At 32.4% G+C, this 20,158-nt stretch carries 17 protein-coding genes; all 17 read left to right on the top strand.

Features of this window, described 5'->3' with window-relative positions; translation table 11 throughout:
* Position 1: 1 nt before the first annotated feature.
* The 17 genes from DDD_RS16790 (at position 2) to DDD_RS16710 (ending at position 20,145) form a co-directional block, all read left to right on the top strand.
* Positions 2-739 (top strand): 3-deoxy-manno-octulosonate cytidylyltransferase, encoded by a 738-nt coding sequence (locus tag DDD_RS16790; protein ID WP_015364164.1) that lies wholly within the window; start codon positions 2-4, stop codon positions 737-739.
* Positions 736-1,362 carry an HAD family hydrolase gene (locus DDD_RS16785; RefSeq protein ID WP_015364163.1) on the top strand — a complete coding sequence of 209 codons (627 nt, stop codon included), beginning with the start codon at positions 736-738 and terminating at the stop codon, positions 1,360-1,362. Before DDD_RS16790 ends, DDD_RS16785 begins: the two co-directional genes overlap by 4 nt.
* 61 nt (positions 1,363-1,423) lie before the next feature.
* A complete protein-coding gene (locus DDD_RS16780; RefSeq protein ID WP_174270039.1) occupies positions 1,424-2,434 on the top strand; it encodes a polysaccharide biosynthesis protein in 1,011 nt (336 codons plus the stop codon).
* Positions 2,412-2,870 carry a cupin domain-containing protein gene (locus DDD_RS16775; protein WP_015364161.1) on the top strand — a complete coding sequence of 153 codons (459 nt, stop codon included), beginning with the start codon at positions 2,412-2,414 and terminating at the stop codon, positions 2,868-2,870. The genes DDD_RS16780 and DDD_RS16775 overlap by 23 nt, the downstream gene beginning before the upstream one ends.
* Entirely contained in the window at positions 2,867-3,988 is a 1,122-nt protein-coding gene (locus DDD_RS16770) for a polysaccharide biosynthesis C-terminal domain-containing protein (RefSeq protein WP_015364160.1), read from the top strand. The genes DDD_RS16775 and DDD_RS16770 overlap by 4 nt, the downstream gene beginning before the upstream one ends.
* Positions 3,989-3,991: 3 nt before the next feature.
* Complete coding sequence (gene wecB, locus DDD_RS16765) at positions 3,992-5,125, top strand: non-hydrolyzing UDP-N-acetylglucosamine 2-epimerase (RefSeq protein ID WP_015364159.1); 1,134 nt, start codon at positions 3,992-3,994, stop codon at positions 5,123-5,125.
* Positions 5,118-6,299 (top strand): glycosyltransferase family 4 protein, encoded by a 1,182-nt coding sequence (locus DDD_RS16760; protein ID WP_015364158.1) that lies wholly within the window; start codon positions 5,118-5,120, stop codon positions 6,297-6,299. Before wecB ends, DDD_RS16760 begins: the two co-directional genes overlap by 8 nt.
* A gap of 6 nt (positions 6,300-6,305) precedes the next feature.
* Positions 6,306-7,211 (top strand): NAD-dependent epimerase/dehydratase family protein, encoded by a 906-nt coding sequence (locus tag DDD_RS16755; RefSeq protein ID WP_015364157.1) that lies wholly within the window; start codon positions 6,306-6,308, stop codon positions 7,209-7,211.
* 56 nt (positions 7,212-7,267) lie between these two features.
* The gene (locus DDD_RS16750) at positions 7,268-7,951 is read left to right on the top strand and encodes a PIG-L deacetylase family protein (RefSeq protein WP_015364156.1); all 684 of its coding nucleotides are present in this window, start codon (positions 7,268-7,270) and stop codon (positions 7,949-7,951) included.
* Between the two features lie 7 nt (positions 7,952-7,958).
* Positions 7,959-8,522, top strand: a complete 564-nt coding sequence (locus tag DDD_RS16745) for a sugar transferase (RefSeq protein WP_015364155.1) — start codon at positions 7,959-7,961, stop codon at positions 8,520-8,522.
* Between the two features lie 11 nt (positions 8,523-8,533).
* A complete protein-coding gene (locus tag DDD_RS16740; RefSeq protein ID WP_041567247.1) occupies positions 8,534-9,370 on the top strand; it encodes a formyltransferase family protein in 837 nt (278 codons plus the stop codon).
* Positions 9,371-9,580: 210 nt separating this feature from the next.
* Positions 9,581-10,090 (top strand): sugar transferase, encoded by a 510-nt coding sequence (locus DDD_RS16735; RefSeq protein ID WP_052329279.1) that lies wholly within the window; start codon positions 9,581-9,583, stop codon positions 10,088-10,090.
* A 12-nt stretch (positions 10,091-10,102) separates the two neighbouring features.
* Positions 10,103-11,242 carry a DegT/DnrJ/EryC1/StrS family aminotransferase gene (locus tag DDD_RS16730; protein ID WP_015364152.1) on the top strand — a complete coding sequence of 380 codons (1,140 nt, stop codon included), beginning with the start codon at positions 10,103-10,105 and terminating at the stop codon, positions 11,240-11,242.
* Between the two features lie 236 nt (positions 11,243-11,478).
* Positions 11,479-14,871 carry a T9SS type A sorting domain-containing protein gene (locus DDD_RS16725; protein WP_015364151.1) on the top strand — a complete coding sequence of 1,131 codons (3,393 nt, stop codon included), beginning with the start codon at positions 11,479-11,481 and terminating at the stop codon, positions 14,869-14,871.
* Positions 14,872-14,997: 126 nt separating this feature from the next.
* Positions 14,998-16,947 carry a polysaccharide biosynthesis protein gene (locus DDD_RS16720; protein WP_041567245.1) on the top strand — a complete coding sequence of 650 codons (1,950 nt, stop codon included), beginning with the start codon at positions 14,998-15,000 and terminating at the stop codon, positions 16,945-16,947.
* An 18-nt stretch (positions 16,948-16,965) separates the two neighbouring features.
* On the top strand, positions 16,966-17,745 hold the full coding sequence (locus DDD_RS16715) for a polysaccharide biosynthesis/export family protein (RefSeq protein WP_041567244.1): 780 nt from the start codon (positions 16,966-16,968) through the stop codon (positions 17,743-17,745).
* A 3-nt stretch (positions 17,746-17,748) separates the two neighbouring features.
* Entirely contained in the window at positions 17,749-20,145 is a 2,397-nt protein-coding gene (locus tag DDD_RS16710) for a GumC family protein (protein ID WP_015364148.1), read from the top strand.
* Positions 20,146-20,158: the final 13 nt, after the last annotated feature.

The raw sequence follows: 20,158 nt of genomic DNA, 5'->3' as shown, positions 1-20,158 counted from the left end.
AATGAAAGTTGTAGGAGTAATCCCAGCAAGATATAAGTCTTCCAGATTTGAAGGTAAGCCACTTGCGTTGATAAATAAAAAACCTATGATCATTCATGTTGCAGAGCAAGTTGAAAAAGCTATAGGTAAGGATAATACATTTGTGGCTACCGACGACCAAAGGATTTATGATCTAGTCATTTCCTCAGGATATCAGTGTGTCATGACTCCAGATAATTGCAAAACTGGAACTGACAGGATTTGGGAATTTGCAAAAATAGTCAACGCTGATATTTACTTAAATGTTCAAGGAGATGAACCTATGGTATCTCCTGAAGATATTCTCAAAATCATCGTAGAAAAAAAAGTAAACATGAATCTCGTTGTGAATGGCATGCTACCCATGTCAACTCAAGAAGATCCTAAAGATATTAATATTCCTAAAGTTCTTGTAAATAAACATAATGATTTGATTTATATGTCTCGTTTACCTATTCCTGGTATTAAAGACAGTAACATGAAATTTAAACCTACTTACCTAAAACAGGTTTGTATCTATGCCTTTAGCTATGAAGAGCTAGAGATCTATGGTTCAAATAATACAAAAAGTTTATTTGAAAGTTTTGAAGATATTGAAATCTTGAGATTTATGGATTTTGATATAAAAATTAGAATGGTAATGATGGAAACCGAAACCATAGCGGTAGATAATCCTGGAGACATAATTAAAGTAGAGAATGCCTTAAAAAAATTACAATGAAAATAAAAAACATACTTTGGGATTTTGATGGTGTCATTTTAGATTCAATGAAAGTTAGAGATTGGGGATTTAGAGAGATTTTTGAACATTTTGATAAGGAAAAGGTTGACAAACTGATAGATTATCATCGTGTGAATGGAGGTCTTTCTAGATATGTTAAAATTAGATACTTTTATGAGTCTATTTTAAATAAAAATATTTCTGACGAAGAAGTATTAGTTCACGCCACCGCTTTTTCTGATTTAATGAGGAGTGAATTAACTGATAAAAAAAACCTTATTAAAGAAACAGTAGATTTTATTGAAGCAAACCATTCAAATTATAATTTTCACATTGTCTCGGGATCTGATCAAGAAGAACTGAGATTTATCTGTAAGGAATTAGGCTTAGCAGTTTACTTTAATTCTATTCATGGGTCTCCTACACCTAAAAACAAACTTGTTTCAGATTTAATGTTTGAGAATAAATATGATTCAAATGAAACTATACTCATTGGAGATTCAATTAACGACTATGAAGCTGCCGTGGCAAATAGCTTGACATTTTATGGTTTTAACAATACTTCCTTGAAAAGTGTTAGTGATTCATATATCAATAGTTTTGAAAGATTAGTAATTCAATAGTAAATCAAATTGTTTATAACTCAACCACTTGATGGTTGTAAACAGACCAGAATTTAAAGAAATGAAGAGTAAGACATTGTTAATTACAGGAGGAACAGGTTCATTTGGAAATGCAGTTCTTAAAAGATTTATTGATACTGACCATTTTAAAGAAATACGAATTTTTTCTAGAGATGAGAAAAAGCAGCATGACATGCGTAAGGCATTCAATAATCCTAAATTAAAGTTCTACATAGGCGATGTTAGGAATAGTGATAGTATTTTAAAAGCTATGCGTGGAGTAGACTATGTATTTCATGCAGCTGCATTAAAACAAGTTCCTTCCTGTGAGTTTTTTCCTATGGAGGCAACTAGAACAAATGTAATAGGAACGCAAAATGTAATCGATGCCGCTGAGATATGTGAAGTAAATAAGGTTATTTGCCTTAGCACAGATAAAGCAGCTTACCCTATAAATGCTATGGGAATTTCTAAAGCATTGATGGAGAAAGTTGCAATAGCAGCATCACGTAATCTCACTAAAACCACAGTTTGCCTTACGAGATATGGAAATGTGATGGCAAGTCGAGGATCTGTAATACCATTATTTATAGATCAAATAGAATCAGGAGAAAGTCTTACCGTCACAGACCCTAATATGACAAGATTTCTTATGTCACTCGATGACGCTGTAGAATTAGTTCTGTTTGCTTTTGAGCACGGTAAATCTGGAGATTTATTTGTAAACAAAGCCCCAGCAGGAACGATAGGAGATCTTGTAACTGCCATGAAACAAATATTTAATGTAGAAAATCCTGTTAAAGTAATAGGCACTAGACATGGTGAGAAATTATACGAAACCCTTTGTACTAGAGAGGAGATGTTGAAAGCAGAAGATATGGGTGATTTCTTTAGAATACCTGCAGATAATCGGGATCTTAATTATGCTCAATTCTTTTCAGAAGGTGAACAAGATATATCCACTGTGGATGACTATCACTCTCATAATACCCAACAGTTAGATGCAACTGGCATGAAAGTGCTTATAGAAAAACTAAAAATAATTAAGGATGCGCTTTCGCGAAAGCAATAAAATAAAAGAACCCTATATAATTAACGGAGGCAGTGTGGAAGATAGTCGTGGCAGCGTGATTTTTGTTAATGATTTTGATTTAAAAGAAATACGAAGATTTTATCAAATTTCTAACTGTGATACTAACTTTGAGAGAGGATGGCAAGGCCATAAAATAGAAAGCAGGTGGTTTCAATCTCTGAAAGGAACTATTTCATTAAGTTTAATTGCTTTTGAAGATTATAAAAAAGGTGATAAGGTTAGATGTAGCCTATTTGAATTGTCATGCGATAAACCTCAGGTTTTATACGTCCCACCTGGTTATGTTTCTTGTATAAAAGCAAAGACTAAAGAACACTGTTTGGGAGTATTCTCAAATTACTCTCTTAATGCGATTAAAGATGAGGTAAGATTTGAATTGGACTATTTTGATACTATAATAGAAAAACGACAATGAAAAAAATTGGAATTACTGGACAAGAAGGATTTTTAGGACGTCATATTCTTAATAATTTAAAGTTGTTTCCAGATGAGTATGAAATCATTAATTATGATAAATCTTTTTTTGCAGATAAAAGCTCTTTAGATCAATTTGTTTCAAGTTGTGACGTTATTTACCATCTTGCAGCTATGAATAGACATGAAGATCAGCAATTTATATATGATACTAATGTTAATTTGGTAAAAGAATTGATCGAATCATTAAATAGAACTAGCTCACAACCACACATTTTGTTTTCGTCATCCTCTCAGGAAGTTCAAGATAATTTATACGGTAAATCAAAACTTAAAGGGAGAGAGCTGTTAGAGTTTTGGGCAAAAGAAAATAATGCTAGTTTTACAGGTTTTATTATTCCTAATGTTTACGGACCTTTTGGAAGTCCTTTTTATAATTCTTTTGTTTCTACCTTTTGTCACCTTTTGAACAATGATGGTACGCCAGAGGTTGTCAATGATAGTGAGGTTAACTTGATTTATGTTCAAAATCTCGTTAACGCGATGTTAAAACCATTAAATAATAAACAAGGTTCTATAAATAGGATTGCAGTACCTGAAGATGGGACGTATAAAGTGACCGAGGTTCTTCACTTATTAAATAGATATAAAAATGATTACCTAAATAAAGGTATAATGCCGTCATTAGAGAATCAATTTGAGCTCAATATGTTCAATACTTTTAGGAGTTTCATTGATCATAAGAACCATTTTCCAGTTGTTTACACTCAACATAAAGACGATAGAGGAGCTTTTGTAGAAATCATTAGATTAGAACAACATGGACAAGTTTCATTTTCTACTACCGTACCAGGTGTTACCAGAGGTAATCATTACCATACTAGAAAGATAGAAAGATTTTCTGTGATTAAAGGAAAAGCTTTAATAGAACTTCGTAAAATAAATACAGATGAAATTTTAAGCTTTTATCTTGATGGTGATCAACCTTCCTACGTGGATATGCCTATATGGTATACTCATAATATTAAAAATATAGGTGATGAAGAATTATATACAATGTTTTGGATCAATGAATTTTATAATCCTAATGATGCAGACACTTACTTTGAAACAGTTTAAAAAATGAAAAAATTAAAAGTAGCCACGGTTGTAGGAACACGACCTGAAATAATAAGATTATCAAGAGTTCTTGCAGCATTAGATGCATCTCCAGCAATTGAGCATACATTAATTCATACTGGACAAAATTATGACTATGAATTGAATCAAATCTTTTTTGATGATTTAGGATTACGTAAACCAGATTATTTCTTAGAGGCAGCAGGTAAAAATGCAGCGGAGACTGTGGGTAACATCATGATTAAGATAGATGTATTACTAGAGAAGTTAAAGCCAGAAGCTTTTCTTGTTTTAGGTGATACAAACAGCTGTTTATGTGCTATTCCTGCTAAAAAGCGTCAGATCCCCATTTTTCACATGGAAGCAGGAAATAGGTGTTTTGATCAACGAGTACCTGAAGAAACAAATAGAAAAATTGTAGATCACACAGCTGACGTTAATTTAACTTACAGTGATATAGCAAGAGAATATTTGTTGAGAGAAGGTCTTCCAGCAGATAGAATCATCAAAACTGGGTCACCTATGTTTGAGGTTCTTAACTATTATATGAAGGAAATTAAAGAATCTAACGTCTTGAAAGAGCAAAATCTTGAAAATGGTAAGTATTTTGTTATTTCAGCTCATAGACAAGAAAACATAAACAGTGATAGAAATTTTTTCAACTTGTTTGACACGCTTAATGAAATAGCCGAAAAATATAATTACCCTATTATATTTTCTACTCATCCAAGAACTAAAAACAGAATAGACCAAGCTGAGTTAAAATTGCATGAAAATATTAAATTTTTAAAACCTCTAGGTTTTAATGATTACAATCACCTTCAAGCTAATGCCTTTGCTGTTTTATCAGATAGTGGTACAATTTCTGAAGAATCAAGTATTCTTAATTTTAGAGCTTTAAACATTAGAGAAGCTCATGAAAGGCCAGAGGCAATGGAAGAAGGTGCAGTCATGATGGTAGGATTAGAAAAAGAACGCATTATACAAGGTTTAGAACATCTTCAATTTCAAGATATTGATGATAAAAGAAATTTACGATTGGTGTCTGACTATTCAATGCCTAACGTAAGTGAAAAAGTGGTTAGAATAATAATTAGCTACACTGATTATATCAAAAAAGTAGTTTGGCGTGAGTAAACAAGATGTTTATATAGTTTCTGAACTTTTTTATCCAGAAACAATCTCTACAGGATATATAATGACTGAGATTGCTGCAGAAATGGCTAAAACTTATAATGTAAAGGTTATCTGTGGACCTGAGTATTATGAAAAGAAAGATAAAGTTGAAAAAGTTGATTCCCTACCAGATATAGATATTTTTAGGATCAAATCAAATGGGTACAATAAAAATAAACTACTTTCTAGAGTTTTTGGTAATTTTTTAGTTTCCTTCAAATTATTCCAATTAATGAAAAGTGAGATTCCATCAGACTCTAAAGTCCTAATGGTTACTAATCCTATTTTTTTATTATTAATTGCAAGCTTTTATTCAAAATCTAAAAAGTGGAAAATTAATTTATTAGTTCACGATGTTTTTCCAGAAAATCTATTGCTATCGAATGTTCTTAAATCTAAGAATTTTATTTTTAAAATTTTAGAAATTTTCTTTAATCGTTCATTCAAAAAAATGCACAGTATTATTGTGTTGGGAAGGGACATGAAAGCAATATTTCAAAATAAAGTAGCCAATAAAGTACAAATTCACGTGATTGAGAATTGGGCTGATACTGAGAGGATTTCAGCTAGTATTTTAAATGAGCAGTCATCTAAAAACTTACTTTTTGCAGGTAACTTAGGCAGATTGCAAGGAATTGATTCTCTTTTAAGTGCTTTGTATAAAACTAGAAATGAAGATTATACTTTTACCTTTATTGGTAATGGAGCCTTTTCAGCAACTATAGATAATTTCATAAAAAATAATAATCTTTCTCATATAGAAAAATTGGGTTGGATTGAACGCTCTAAACAGAATGAGTTTCTAGCAAATTCTACGATTGGCGTTGTTACTTTAAAAAAAGGAATGGTAGGACTAGGTGTACCTTCTAAATTTTATAACCTTTTGGCTGCTGGTAAACCTATATTATATATTGGGGATTTATATTCTGAGCTTTATTATGTTTTAAAGGAGAATAATATAGGCTGGTTTGTAGAATCGGGCAGTACAGAAATGATTTGTACAACGATTATGGAAATAATCAATACAGATTTTAATACACTGAGGAAAATGTCATTAAATGCACGAAATTTGTCTGTTGAACGCTATGATAAGAAAATTGTTTTATCTCGTTTTGTAGAAATTTTTAAAGATTAGTACGGGATGAAAGTTTTGGTTACAGGTAGTTCTGGTTTTTTAGGTAAATATATCTTAAGTGAGTTGATAGAGTTAGGTTTTAAGGTACATACTTTAGGAAGAAAAAAAAGTTCTACTATTTTTGCCGATCTTGTAATGGATGATTTTAATATAGAGCAACACTATGATTGTATCATACATGTTGCAGGAAAGGCTCATTCAATTCCTAAGACCTCTTTGGAAAGGAAAGAATTCTATGATGTCAATTTAAAAGGGACTACCAACTTATTAAATGCCTTGATAAAAAAACCAAAGTATTTTATTTTTATCAGTACCGTTTCGGTTTACGGCTTAGATGTAGGAAAAGATATAAATGAAGATATGCCTTTAAATTCTTTAGAGCCTTATGGTCAAAGTAAATTAATGGCAGAGAAAAGCGTGTTAGAATGGGGAGAGAAGCATAACGTCGTCATTACAATATTAAGGTTACCACTTCTTTTTGGTGTTAATCCTCCCGGTAATTTAAATTCTATGATAAATGCAATTAGAAAAGGATATTATTTTAATATAGATGATGGTAACGTAAGAAAATCAATGGTATTCGCTAGTGATGTAGCTTCTTTTCTACCTAAAGTAGCTACTTATGGAGGTATTTACAATCTAACTGATGGACATCACCCATCATTTAAGCAGTTATCAGTCATAATTGCAAGTCATTATAATGTTCGTAAACCAATATCTTTACCATATTTTTTTATTTTCATTATTGCAAATTGTGCTGATATGTTACAAAAAATATTAAAAAAGAAAATGCCGATAAATAAAAGGCAACTTTTAAAGATGACTAACTCATTAACTTTCAGTGATCAAAAGGCGAGAAAAATTGGATGGAATCCCAAAAAAATAATTGATTACCCAAACAACTGGTTATAATCCTAATGGACGTTGCTTACGTAGTAAAAATTGGGTTAAAAATTTAAAATATTCTTATGAAAACATTTCTTACAATTACTGCTCATCCAGATGATGAGGCTTTAGGATTCGGCGCGAGTTCTTATGTCTTATCGCAAAAAGGGCACAAAGTTTATAACTGCATTTTATCAGGTTCTGTAGACGCTAGAAGACATAAACCAGATCAAGAGGATTTGAAAATTCATACTAATAAGGCTCAAGAATATATGGGTGCTGAAAAACCTATTTTAGGAAATTTTCCTAACATCAAGTTCAATACGGTTGCGCATTTAGAATTAGTCCAGTACATAGAAAAAATTATAGAAGAAATAGAACCAGATGTTCTCATAACGCATCACCCTTATGATCTCAACAATGATCATTACCATACCTCTAAAGCATGTCAAGCGGCAGCTAGACTATTTCAAAGAAAACCAACTAAACCTATTGAAGCATTTTATTTCATGGAAATTCCTTCTTCTACAGACTGGGCATTTCCTGTAGATGGACAGACTTTTAGACCAGATACTTTTATAGAAGTAGGAAAGATAGGTGTAGAGCAAAAGCTAAAAGCACTACACGCTTATGAAGGTGTTATGAGACCTTATCCCCATCCTAGAAGTGACGAGGCGATCACTGCACTAGCAGTTTTAAGAGGATCACAAGCTGGTAAAATGTATTGTGAGTCATTTCAAACAGCTATGAATATAATAAATTTCTAAAGCAATTATGTATTTACTGTTCAAGCGTTTTTTTGATATAGTGTTATCAATTCTTTTACTTATAATATTACTGCCTCTTTTTACGGTTATCGCTTTAATTATTTATATTCAAGATTTTGGTACTCCTATTTTTAAACAAAAAAGACTGGGTAAAAATGGTGAAGAATTTCTTTTTTACAAATTTAGAAGTATGCCACTTGATACTCCTGACTTAGAGTCAAAAGAAAGAGATAAACTAGAAATCACTCCGTTTGGTACTTTTATAAGGCGCACAAATCTAGATGAACTACCTCAATTTTTTAATGTACTTGTAGGCGATATGAGTTTTATAGGCCCTAGACCACCTATATTGAAACAACTTTCATTAATTAAATTGAGAAAAGAAAATGGTTCGTTAAATTTAAGACCTGGGTTAACTGGATGGGCTCAAGTTAATTCTTATGATAACATGCCCGAGAATATTAAAGCAAAATTTGACGGCGAGTACTACGACAAAATTTCTTTAAAAATGGATTTAAAAATTCTTTTAAAGACTGTAGTTTACTTTACTAAAAAACCACCAACATATTAATATTTTAATTTATGAAATTTGCATTCGTTACCTGTGTACAAATAGGGTTAAGTTGTATAGAATCTATTTATGAGATCAATGGTTCATTAGATCTTTTAATGACTTTACCAGATGATAAATCCGTAAAAAAATCTGGAAGAATTTATTTAGATGAATTTGCGCAAAGTAAAAATATACCATTAATTAAAATAAATCATATTAATGATCAAAGTGCAATTGATGCAATTAAGGAGCACAATATAGACTGGTTGTTTATTATAGGCTGGTCACAAATTGCTTCTAAGGAAGTTATCAATGCAACTAAAATAGGTGCCATAGGCGCACATCCTACATTACTACCAGAAGGTAGAGGTCGAGCTGCTATTCCATGGGCTATTTTAAAAGGACTTGATAAAACAGGAGTCACTTTTTTTAAAATGGATGAAGGCGTTGATACCGGTTTAATATTAGGTCAAGAGGAAGTTCCCATTGCGAGTACTGAGAATGCAACCACCTTGTATAGTAAAGTAAATAAAGCTCATGAAATACTCATTAAAAAATTATATCCTCAACTTCTAGCAGGAACGGTGACGGCTCATGAACAAAATGAAGCAAACGCTTCTTATTGGGAAGGTAGAAAACCAGCCGATGGATTAATAACGCAAGATATGACGATGCTATATGTAGATAGATTAGTTAGAGCTACTTCAAGACCTTATCCAGGAGCTTTTATACAGAATGATAAAATTAAGGTCATTTTCTGGAGTGGCTTTACTTCCAAAAAAGCAATCATTGATGAATTGTACTATGAATTTAAATTAAATGATGGTTATTTTTATAGTGATGATTTTGAATCTGTAATTTTGTAGAGTCCTTTCTTAATTATTCTTGATATGAAACTGACTATATGATACAAATTACCATTTGATTTATGCGATTGCTGGCGTTTGCTTATAATCATATAATTTTTATTGAATTTAAAATTGATCTCGAGCTGTTATGAGTGATGTAACTTATTTTCACATATTTGTTTACACACTATTTTTAGAAATATGATTTAGTGAATAATTAAAAGCGCAATGTTTTATTTAATTACTGTATTATTCTGTTTAATAACGATAGGTCTATGTTATTTAATCTATCATATTAAGATATTTACTCAGGTAAGAATCGGTCAGTATGGAAAGCCATTTACGATTTATAAATTACAAACAATGCTTGAGGGTGAGGTTACACCTCTAGGTAAGATTTTACGCAAAACTAAGTTAGACGAATTACCGCAGCTTTATAATATATGGAAAGGTGACATGGCTATTGTAGGCCCAAGACCTGATGTACCTGGTTATTATGATCAATTAAAAGGAAGCGATAGACGAGTATTACTTCTCAAACCAGGTTTAACTAGTTCTGCAGCCTTAAAATACCGCAATGAGGAACAAATTTTAGCGCAACAGGAAAATCCTCAAAAATATAATGATGAGGTTCTATTTCCCGATAAAGTAAAAATGAATTTAGAATATTATGATAATAAGAGCCTCAAATTGGATACGATTATCGTTCTTAGAACTATTTTAGCTATTTTTAAGTAATGATTGACTCTAATGGATAATAAAATATGGCTCTCATCCCCACATCTTTCAGGATCAGAATTAAATTTTGTAAAACAAGCCTTTGATACTAATTGGGTTGCACCTATCGGTCCTAATATTAATGGGTTTGAAAAAGATTTAGAGTCATATTTAAAAGAAAATACTCATATAGCAGCACTTTCTAGTGGAACTGCAGCTATTCATTTAGCTCTTGTTCAGGCAGGTGTTGGTCCTGATGATGAAGTTATATGTCAAAGCTTTTCATTCTGTGCAACTGTAAATCCTATAATTTATTTAGGAGCTAGACCTATCTTAGTAGATAGTGAGAAAGATACGTGGAATATTTGCCCTAAAGCGCTCAAGGAAGCCGTTGAAGACCGTATTTCTAAAGGTAAAAAGCCTAAAGCAATACTAGCCGTCCACTTATACGGCATGCCTTATAAGATCGATGAGGTTCATGCTTTCGCGAAAGCGCACAAAATACCAGTTATAGAAGATAGTGCAGAGGCGCTAGGTAGCACATATAAAAGTAGAAAATGTGGGACATTTGGAGATTATGGAGTTTTAAGCTTTAATGGTAACAAGGTAATAACTACCAGCGGTGGTGGAGCCTTGGTGTGTCATTCTAAAGAAACAAAAGATAAGACCGTTTTTCTAGCTACTCAAGCAAGAGATCAAGCTCCTCATTATCAACATAGTGAAGTAGGTTATAATTATAGGCTTAGCAACATCAGCGCTGGAATAGGTCGTGGACAAATGGAAGTGCTTGATAAGTACATTGTTTTGAGACAAAGAATGAACAAATTTTATCAAGAAATATTTAAGGATATTGAAGGAGTAAGGGTTCAAAAAGAATACAGTAAGGATATTGCGTCTAACCACTGGTTGACTGTAATTCTTGTAGATTCCTCAAAAACAGGCGGTATCACTAGAGAAGATTTAAGACTAGCCCTAAAGGCAGACAATATTGAGTCCAGACCACTTTGGAAACCTATGCATTTACAGCCATTATGTGAAGATTTTCCTTATTATGGGAATAAAGTGTGTGAAACACTATTTGAAAACGGGCTCTGTCTACCTTCTGGCTCTAATCTAAACGACAATGATAGATCGCGAATCAAAAGTTCTATATTGAAGGTTTTTAAGAAGTAAACTTAGAATATAATCTGATATTTATCAACAGCCGCTATTTCTTAAACAGCGACTGTCTTTTTTATGTTTACCAATATCAAGATAAACAGCCATAAATTCAGTTTAAAAGTATTATTTGAATTTATAAATAAATAGATTTATTGCTATACTACTTAATAACTTAACCTAGTGTTAATACTTTTAATAGTGGGATAAACTGTTAAGTTCTTATTTTTGAAGACGTAAAAATTTATACAATGAAAAAAATACTACTACTAGCAGCCTTTTGTGCAGCTGTTTTTTCAAACGCTCAGACGATTATTTATAACGCTGATTTCTCCAATAACGGAGACGGTTTTCCTGATCATACTTCTTCGGCACCACCTGTTGCTGGTCCTACATCAGTTGGGCCATTTGGATTAAGTCCCAATTCTTGGGAATTATCTTACTCAACAACGCCAAGCACTGATGGTTCCGCAAATAGTTTTAAAGTTGTGTCTGGAGAATTACAAAGTGACGACTGGGGTGGTCAGGGAATATTTCTCAGTCAGAACATAGATGTATCTTCCATATCATCAACTAATATAATGGCTACAGGAGTAAATTCTGGAGCTAATGATGATAATTTTACTTATTTCTATATTTTAGATGGAGGTTCTAGAGTAGAAACTTCTATTGGAGCATCTAGTAACGGAGATTCGATAAATTACTCAGTAGTAGGTTTAGATGTTTCAAGTGCTACTAGTCTAATTGTAGGATTTGAATTTAACGAAAATGGTGGAGGTGATGGATACGACATATCGGTATTTCAAGTTACAGATACTTCAAGTACAAGTAATCCAGCACCTGTAATTTCCAATATTGATATTAATCCTAGTAGTCCTACATCATCAGACCTAGTAGGAGTAGCAGCAGATGTAACTGATGCTGAGGGTTTATCAAATGTAGAAATTCAATATGGTTTTTCACCTGGTGTTTATGATCAAGCTCCTATAACTATGATGCTCGATAGAGGTGATACTTATTTTGCTCAAATTCCTACACAAGCCGACGGTACTAATGTATACTTTCAAATTGTTGCAACAGATAATGTTATGAATGTAATGGATAGAGAAACAACAACATCTGCTGAGCAATCTTACCTTGTTCAAGATCCAGTCGCTATAAGCGTTATTATTAATGAAATGTCTCAAGGTAGTGGTGGGTCAAAAGAATGGGCTGAATTATTAGTAGTTCAAAATAATCTTGATATGCGTGGCTTTGAATTAGGTGATAATGACGATGGAAGCTTCACCTCTTTTGTGACTTTTAGCAATGACATGGCATGGTCTGCTGTATCAGCGGGAACGATTATTGTAGTTTATAATGCCAGTGACGTGGATGGAGTTATTACTCCTGATACTGATTTTTCCGACCTATCTGTTACTATTGCTTCTAACAATGCAACTTATTTTACTGGCTCTTGGGGATCGTTTGGTAATTCTGATGGTGATGATACAGCTGTAATTAGAGATGCAAGCTCAAATATAATTCATGATATGGCGATTACACATCCTAATGCTTCTGTTGAGAGTCCTGGTAGTGGTAACGCTAAGGGCTATAATAGCAATTTGGTATCATTATCAGAGTTAGCAATGGAAGCTAACTGGTCTACAGTCGCAGCTTCTAATGCAACTCCTGGATTTGGGAATGGAGATTTAAATAATGCACTAATAAGTAATTTGAGAGGTATTCCGTATTACGTTTATAATAATTCTTCATGGACACCATCTACTCCAGAAGGTAATTCTACAACTAGCAATAATGTTCTAATAGCAGAAGGCTCTATAGCATTTACAGGAGATGTGGATATGAATAATTTAACACTTTTAGGATCTTCAAGTTTAGACCTAGGAGCTAATACTTTAAATTTAGTAGGTGATGTAAGTTCGCCAGCCGGTAGTACATTAATGGGTAGTGAAGCCTCGATAAATTTTGCAGGCGTAGACTTACAAAACTTAAATGTCGATAATATTATATTAGAAAACTTAATTTTAAACAATGCAAACGGTGTTAGTCTCAATGGTGCAGTTAGTTTAGAAGGCGTGCTTACATTATCAAATGGCGCATTAAATACTAATAGTAATCTTAAATTAACAAGTAGCGCTGGTAAAAGCGCTGTTGTTGCCCCTGTACTGAGCGGTTCAATTATCGGAGATGTAACTGTGGAACAATATTATTCTGATAAAAGAGCTTATCGATTAGTTGGATCTACAGTAGAGACTTCTACAGGAAGTATCTTTGATAACTGGCAACAAAGTGGACTTAACCCAGGTGATTTGGGTTATGAAAGTGGTTTTGGAACGCATATTACCGGTGGTACTCTAGCTAATGGTTTTGATCAATCTGGATCAAATGCGGTTTCTATGTTTACTTACAGCAATGTAAGCCAAGTTTGGCAAGGAGTGACTAATACAAATGCAAATTCTCTATCGCCAGGAAATGCATACAGATTATTTATAAGAGGTGATAGAAGTGTTTCTCTTACTACAGCAAACGCACCTTCAACGAGTACAATTTTAAGAACTAAAGGTGCTTTGTCAAATAGCTTTGTTGATATTAACAATCTATCTACTACAGATGGTGCGTTCAACTTCATTGCAAATCCTTATCAAGCTCAAGTAAATTTTGCTACCCTTATGGCAGATGCTGATACGGAAGATATTAATGAAACAGTATACTATGCTTGGGACCCAACGATAGGAGATAATGGAGCTTATGTGACATATGATTTTGGATTGAGCATGAACAATGTAGGAGGCTCTGAGGTAGATCAATTTCTTCAGCCTGGTCAAGCAGTATTTGTAGTCACTTCTGAAGATGGTGATAATGCAGGTTTAACACCTGGTATGAGATTCAAGCAATCTTTCAAAGTAAGTTCTACAGACACTAACAATGTTTACCGTAATTCTAACAATGGTGAGATGATAGCAATTTCATTGTATAAAGATACTGAGTTGAATACAGGTCTTGCAAGAGATGGTGTTATAATGGGATTTGATGCTAATCAGGTAATAGATGCTGGTGCAGTCAAGTTTCAAAATCCAGATGAGAACCTAGCAATATCTAAAAACAACCAATTTTTAAGTATCCTTAAATCAAATACACCTTCAGATGGTGAAATTATTAATTTAGAATTGAATGGATTAACTGGTAACGACTATACCGTTGAGGTGAATAATGATTTCTCTAGTCTTCAAGCAATTTGGGTGGATCACTACCTACTTACAGAAACAGTTTTAAACCAAGGTCTTAATAGCTTTTCAGTCGTTTTTGATCCTTCACAGCCATCGAGCTATGCAGCAGATAGGTTTTCTATAAAGTTTAGTGATAGTACGTTATCGGTTGATGATTCCGCTTTCGCGAAAGCGGTAACATTATACCCTAATCCTTTAGGCAATTCAATTTTAACTATAGAAAATCTTGATTCTGGTCAAGATGTGAATATTAAAGTGCTTAACTCTTTAGGTCAAGTCGTAAAATCATTTAAAGAATCACCGGCGAATGGCGTTATTGAAATTAAAAACCTTCAGATATTAGAAAGTGGTATTTATTTATTGAATATTGAGCAAGCTACTAGAACTGTGGTAAAAAGATTTATAAAAAATTAAATAAATTTTTTAAATGCTTTTAAAGCGTTAATTATTTTTTGATAAAAGATTAATCTTATATTTTAGTAATTTAAGGGCAATGTTCACGCATTGCCTTTTTTTTTATCCTATTTTTGCGTCAGGGAAATGAAAGCAAAATACTTCAGAAATAGAGTCGCAGCGATTTTTTGGAATGGAGATAACAATCTTCAATTCAAAAATTTAAGATACCTTCCACGCTGGATGGTAATAGCTATTGATTTATTTATAGCTATATGTTCATTTTATATATCTTTTTTAATAATTGATAATTTAAATTCAACGTTTTACAAAGTCCTTTCTTTGTTTCAGCAAGGTTTATTTATCGTATTAGTATACCTATCTTCCTTCTTTGTATTTAGTACCTATTCTGGTTTAATCAGGCATAGTACATTTGTGGATGTATTTAAAATTGCTATAGCTTGTACCTCAACACTTTTGGTCGTTATAGCAGTGAATTATTCTTATTATTATTTATTTGATCAAAAGGTCTTTCTAATGCCTTTTTTGTTTGTCAATACTACAATAACCTTTGTGGCTTTATTATCCTTTAGGTTGCTAGTCAAAAGAATGTATTCTCTTGTATCACAAAGCAAATTAGAATCATATAATGTTCTTATCGTAGGTGTAAATGATGATAGTATAGCCTTAGCTGAAGCGTTATCAACCTCGAAGAATCAAAATTTTAATCTAGCTGGTTTTATTTCGTTTAGAAAGGATCATCAGAGGATCAAGATATTAGGAAAACCCATCATTAAATACGGTAGTAAGTTCTACGATAGGATCGCTCCTATGAAAATAACAGGAATTATTATAGCTGGTTCTCAGTTATCAATTACTCAAAAAAATGAATTAGTAGATAAGGCTTTATCTAATAACCTTAAAATATTTAATGTCCCAGAAATTACTCAATGGACAGATAAGGAAGACGTAACTTCAAAGATAAAGGAGATTCAAATAGAAGACTTACTAGAAAGAGACTCTATACACTTGGACGATTCTCAGATATCTAGTTACTTGAAAAATAGAAATGTTTTGATTACTGGTGGTGCGGGATCCATAGGAAGTGAGATCGTAAGACAAGTTTCTACCTATAAGCCAGATTGTATTTTAATTTTAGATCAAGCTGAATCTCCGTTATATGACCTAGAGTTAGAATTGAAAGAAGATTTTCCTGAGGTTCATTATGAAGTTATTTTGGCAGATGTAAGATGCAGAGAGAGGTTACAGCAAGTTTTTGAAGCTCACAACATTTCGGTAGTCTTTCATGCTGCGGCTTACAAGCATGTGCCTATGATAGAAAAAAATCCAAAGGAGGCTGTTGCGGTTAATATATTAGGAACTGTGAATTTAGCAGACTTATCAGCTCAATATAATGTAGATCGGTTCGTTATGGTTAGCACAGATAAAGCTGTTAATCCTACTAATGTCATGGGCGCTAGTAAAAGAGCTGCTGAAATTTATGTCCAAGCACTACAACAAAAAGATAATGTAACGACGAAATTTATCACGACTAGATTTGGAAATGTTTTAGGGTCTAATGGATCTGTAATACCATATTTTAAGAGACAAATAGAAAATGGTGGTCCAGTTACAGTAACCCATCCAGATATAATTAGATTCTTTATGACTATTCCAGAAGCTTGTCAATTAGTTCTTCAAGCTGGAACAATGGGTAATGGTGGAGAGATTTTTGTGTTTGATATGGGAAAACCTGTGAGAATAATGGATTTAGCGGAAAGAATGATTAAGCTTTCTGGTTTTAAACCATATGAAGATATAGATATTAAAATAATAGGTTTAAGACCAGGTGAAAAATTATATGAGGAGTTGTTGAGCGATTCTTCTACTACACTTCCCACACATCATAAAAAAATTATGATAGCAAAGGATAAGGCTTTAGACCATCAAACAGTATTAATTCATGTTGAAGAAATATCCAACGCGGCTATTTCTGAAAATGATGTCTACATTGTAAGCAAAATCAAACAATTAGTGCCAGAATTTATAAGTAAAAACAGTGTATTTGAATTGCTAGATAAGAAAGTAAATCTTTAAAAATATCTTAATTAAGAAATGAAAAATAAATTATTGAAAGGATTTTTGATTATGATCGGTGTTACCATGATCAGCTCTTGTGTATCTAAGAGTAAAATAATATACATGCAGGATATAGACGGTTCTTTAACTAATAAAGAGTTGAATTACAAATCATTGATCAAAAAGGATGATATTTTAAGAATTACAGTCACAAGTAAGGATATGGAGTTGGTGCAGCCATTTAATCAATTTGTTAACCCTGTTAACCAAAATAATTTAAATGTTGTTGGTCAAAGCCAGATTTTTGGATATTTGGTGGATAATAGTGGTGAAATAGTATACCCTTTATTAGGCCGTATTGATGCCGCAGGTAAAACTAGGGAAGAAATGACTGACTTTCTCCAAAATAAAATTCGCGATAAGTATGTTAATGATGCTGTGGTTGACGTCAGGATAGTAAATTTTAAGGTAACTGTTTTAGGTGAGGTAAATAATCCAGGAACCTTTAATTTGGATCATAATCGCATAACTTTGCTTCAAGTGATTGGTATCGCAGGTGATTTAACAATATATGGAAATCGACAAAATATTACTATTTTGAGAGATATTGACGGTAATCAAACATCACATAGTATAGATTTAACTAATTCTGATTTTATTGATTCAGACTATTATTATCTTCAGCAAAATGATGTAGTTGTTGTTGAACCTAATTACGCTCAAGTTCAGGCGGCTGGTTTTAATAGAAACGCTTCACTATTTGTCTCTATAGCTTCCGTTTTACTTTCACTAATAGTGATTATTTCAAGAAATTAATTTATGAGTACTAATAATATGGAAACAGATCAACCATCTCCTCTGTCAGAACAATTGAATCAATATTTGAGGTATTGGCCTTGGTTTATAACTAGCATAGTTTTATTTCTTATTGCAGGCTTTATTTATCTTAGGTATGCGACAAATCAATATGAAGCAACGGCCACAATTTTAATTAAAGACACGCAAGGTGGTGGTGGGTTCTCAGAACTAGCGGCTTTAGGAGATATTGATGTTTTAGGAAGTTCTTTTAATACGGTAGAAAACGAGATTGAAGTACTAAGGTCTAACAAATTAATAAATGTGGTTGTAGACCAGCTAGATTTAAATATTTCTTATTCTGTCGAAGGGAATATTAAATCTGGTCAACTTTATAGAGACAATCCTATCAAATTGACAATATTAAATGATTCTATTGATTATTTTTTACCTGAAAGTATAGGTATGAAAATTGAAAATATAGGTGATGAGAAATTTAAACTATATGATTTGAATGATAAAGAAATTGGCGTTCAAACTTATGGGAAAGGATTTTCTTTTCAAAATATTGATTTATTAGTTCTACCAAATAATATAGGTTCAACTAATCCATTTAATAATGGAGAGAAAAACGCTAATAAAGATTGGAGCGAATTATTCATAAATATAAATCCTGTTAGAGAGACTACTGAATCTATTAAAAACAATCTAAATATTAAAAAGTCAGATAGAAGAGGTAGTGTCCTTGAACTACGACTGAAAGATCAGTTCAAACTCAGAGCGCAAGACATACTAAATAATTTAATAAAAGTTTTTAATCAGGATGCTATTAAAGACAAAAATGAAGTTGCCCAAAATACAGCTCAATTTATTGAGGAGAGATTATCATCTGTTCGTAAGGATTTAGATAGTTTAGAACGAGGTATTCAAAATTTTAAGACCTCAGAAAATTTAACTGATTTAATCGCAGAGTCTGAAATTAATTTAACATCTAAGTTAGGGATAAGTAGAGAGGTAATTGTAGCTGAGACACAGTTAAATATTGCCGAAAGCCTTAAAAAAAGGCTTGAACGTAGTCAAATAGAATTAATTCCAGAGAATGTAGGATTGAACGATTTCGATATTCAAGCGAGTAGTGCTAGCTACAACCTTTTAGTTCAAGAGTATTTGAAATTCAGGAAAAATTCTAGTGAAGATAATCCAATATTAAAAAATCTTTTAAATCAAATAGAAAGTCTAAAAGAGGCGATACTAATATCTCTAGATAATGTAATCTTTTCAATTAACACCAAAAAAAATAGCTTAGAAAAGGAATTAAATAATGTTTCAAGCAAAATTTCAAATATTCCAGGAAACGAACGTGTAAATCGTGATATAGAAAGAGATCGATTAGTCATTGAAGCAATTTATTTGTTATTAAACGAAAAAAAGGAAACCACCGCAATTTCTCTTGCCGTAACCGCACCCAAAGCAAAAATTGTTGATTATGCGTTAGCTGCTAAAAATCCTGTTTCGCCAAAACGAAAAATTGTTTATTTAGCGATGTTAATTGCAGGAGTTCTAGTTCCAGTTACTTTTCTTTATGTACGTTCGATTTTTTATAATAAAATAGAGTCAAGAAAAGACATCGAAAAACAGCTTCCAACTGTAAATATTCTTGGAGAAGTACCCAAGCTAGATAGGGACACGGTTGATTTTATTACTGTCAATGACCGTTCAGTTTTGGCTGAGTCTTTTAGAATAATTCGTACTAACTTACAATATAAGTTGAATGCTATAAAACGTAATGAAACAAAAATTGTTTTAGTCACATCTACGGTGAAAGGTGAAGGTAAAACCTTGGTTTCCTATAATATTGCAAATACATTTGCTTTTTCTGGAAAGAAAGTGTTATTAATAGGTGGTGATATCAGAAACCCTCAGCTACACAGATATTCTTCTAGTAACGCATCTAAAAGAACTAAAGGAGTAACTGAATATTTGGTAAATAATGATTTAACTCTTAATGATCTAGTAATTCATTCCTCAAAAAATGATAATTTAGATATTTTATTATCTGGTGCTATTCCTCCTAATCCTGCCGAACTTTGGATGCAAGATAGAACTAAGGAGTTGTTTGATAAGGCAAAATCTAATTACGATCTAGTTGTTATTGATAGCGCTCCTACAATTTTAGTTACTGATACGTTATTGATTAATAAATATGCTGATGTTACGGCCTATGTCACAAGAGCTAGTTACACTGACAAATCATTACTTGACTTTGTTTCAGATACAATAAAAGCTGGTAAATTGAAAAATGTAGCCGTAATAGTTAATAATGTGAAATTAGCTAATTTTGGTTATGGTAATAAATATGGTTATGTATACGGTGAGGATAAGAAAAATTTATTGACTAAAATAAAATCCTTCTTCAGATAATATTATTTGGTTC

Origin of the sequence: Nonlabens dokdonensis DSW-6 (genome assembly GCF_000332115.1) — a bacterium.
Lineage (GTDB): Bacteria > Bacteroidota > Bacteroidia > Flavobacteriales > Flavobacteriaceae > Nonlabens > Nonlabens dokdonensis.
This window is presented reverse-complemented; position numbering and strand designations above follow the sequence as displayed.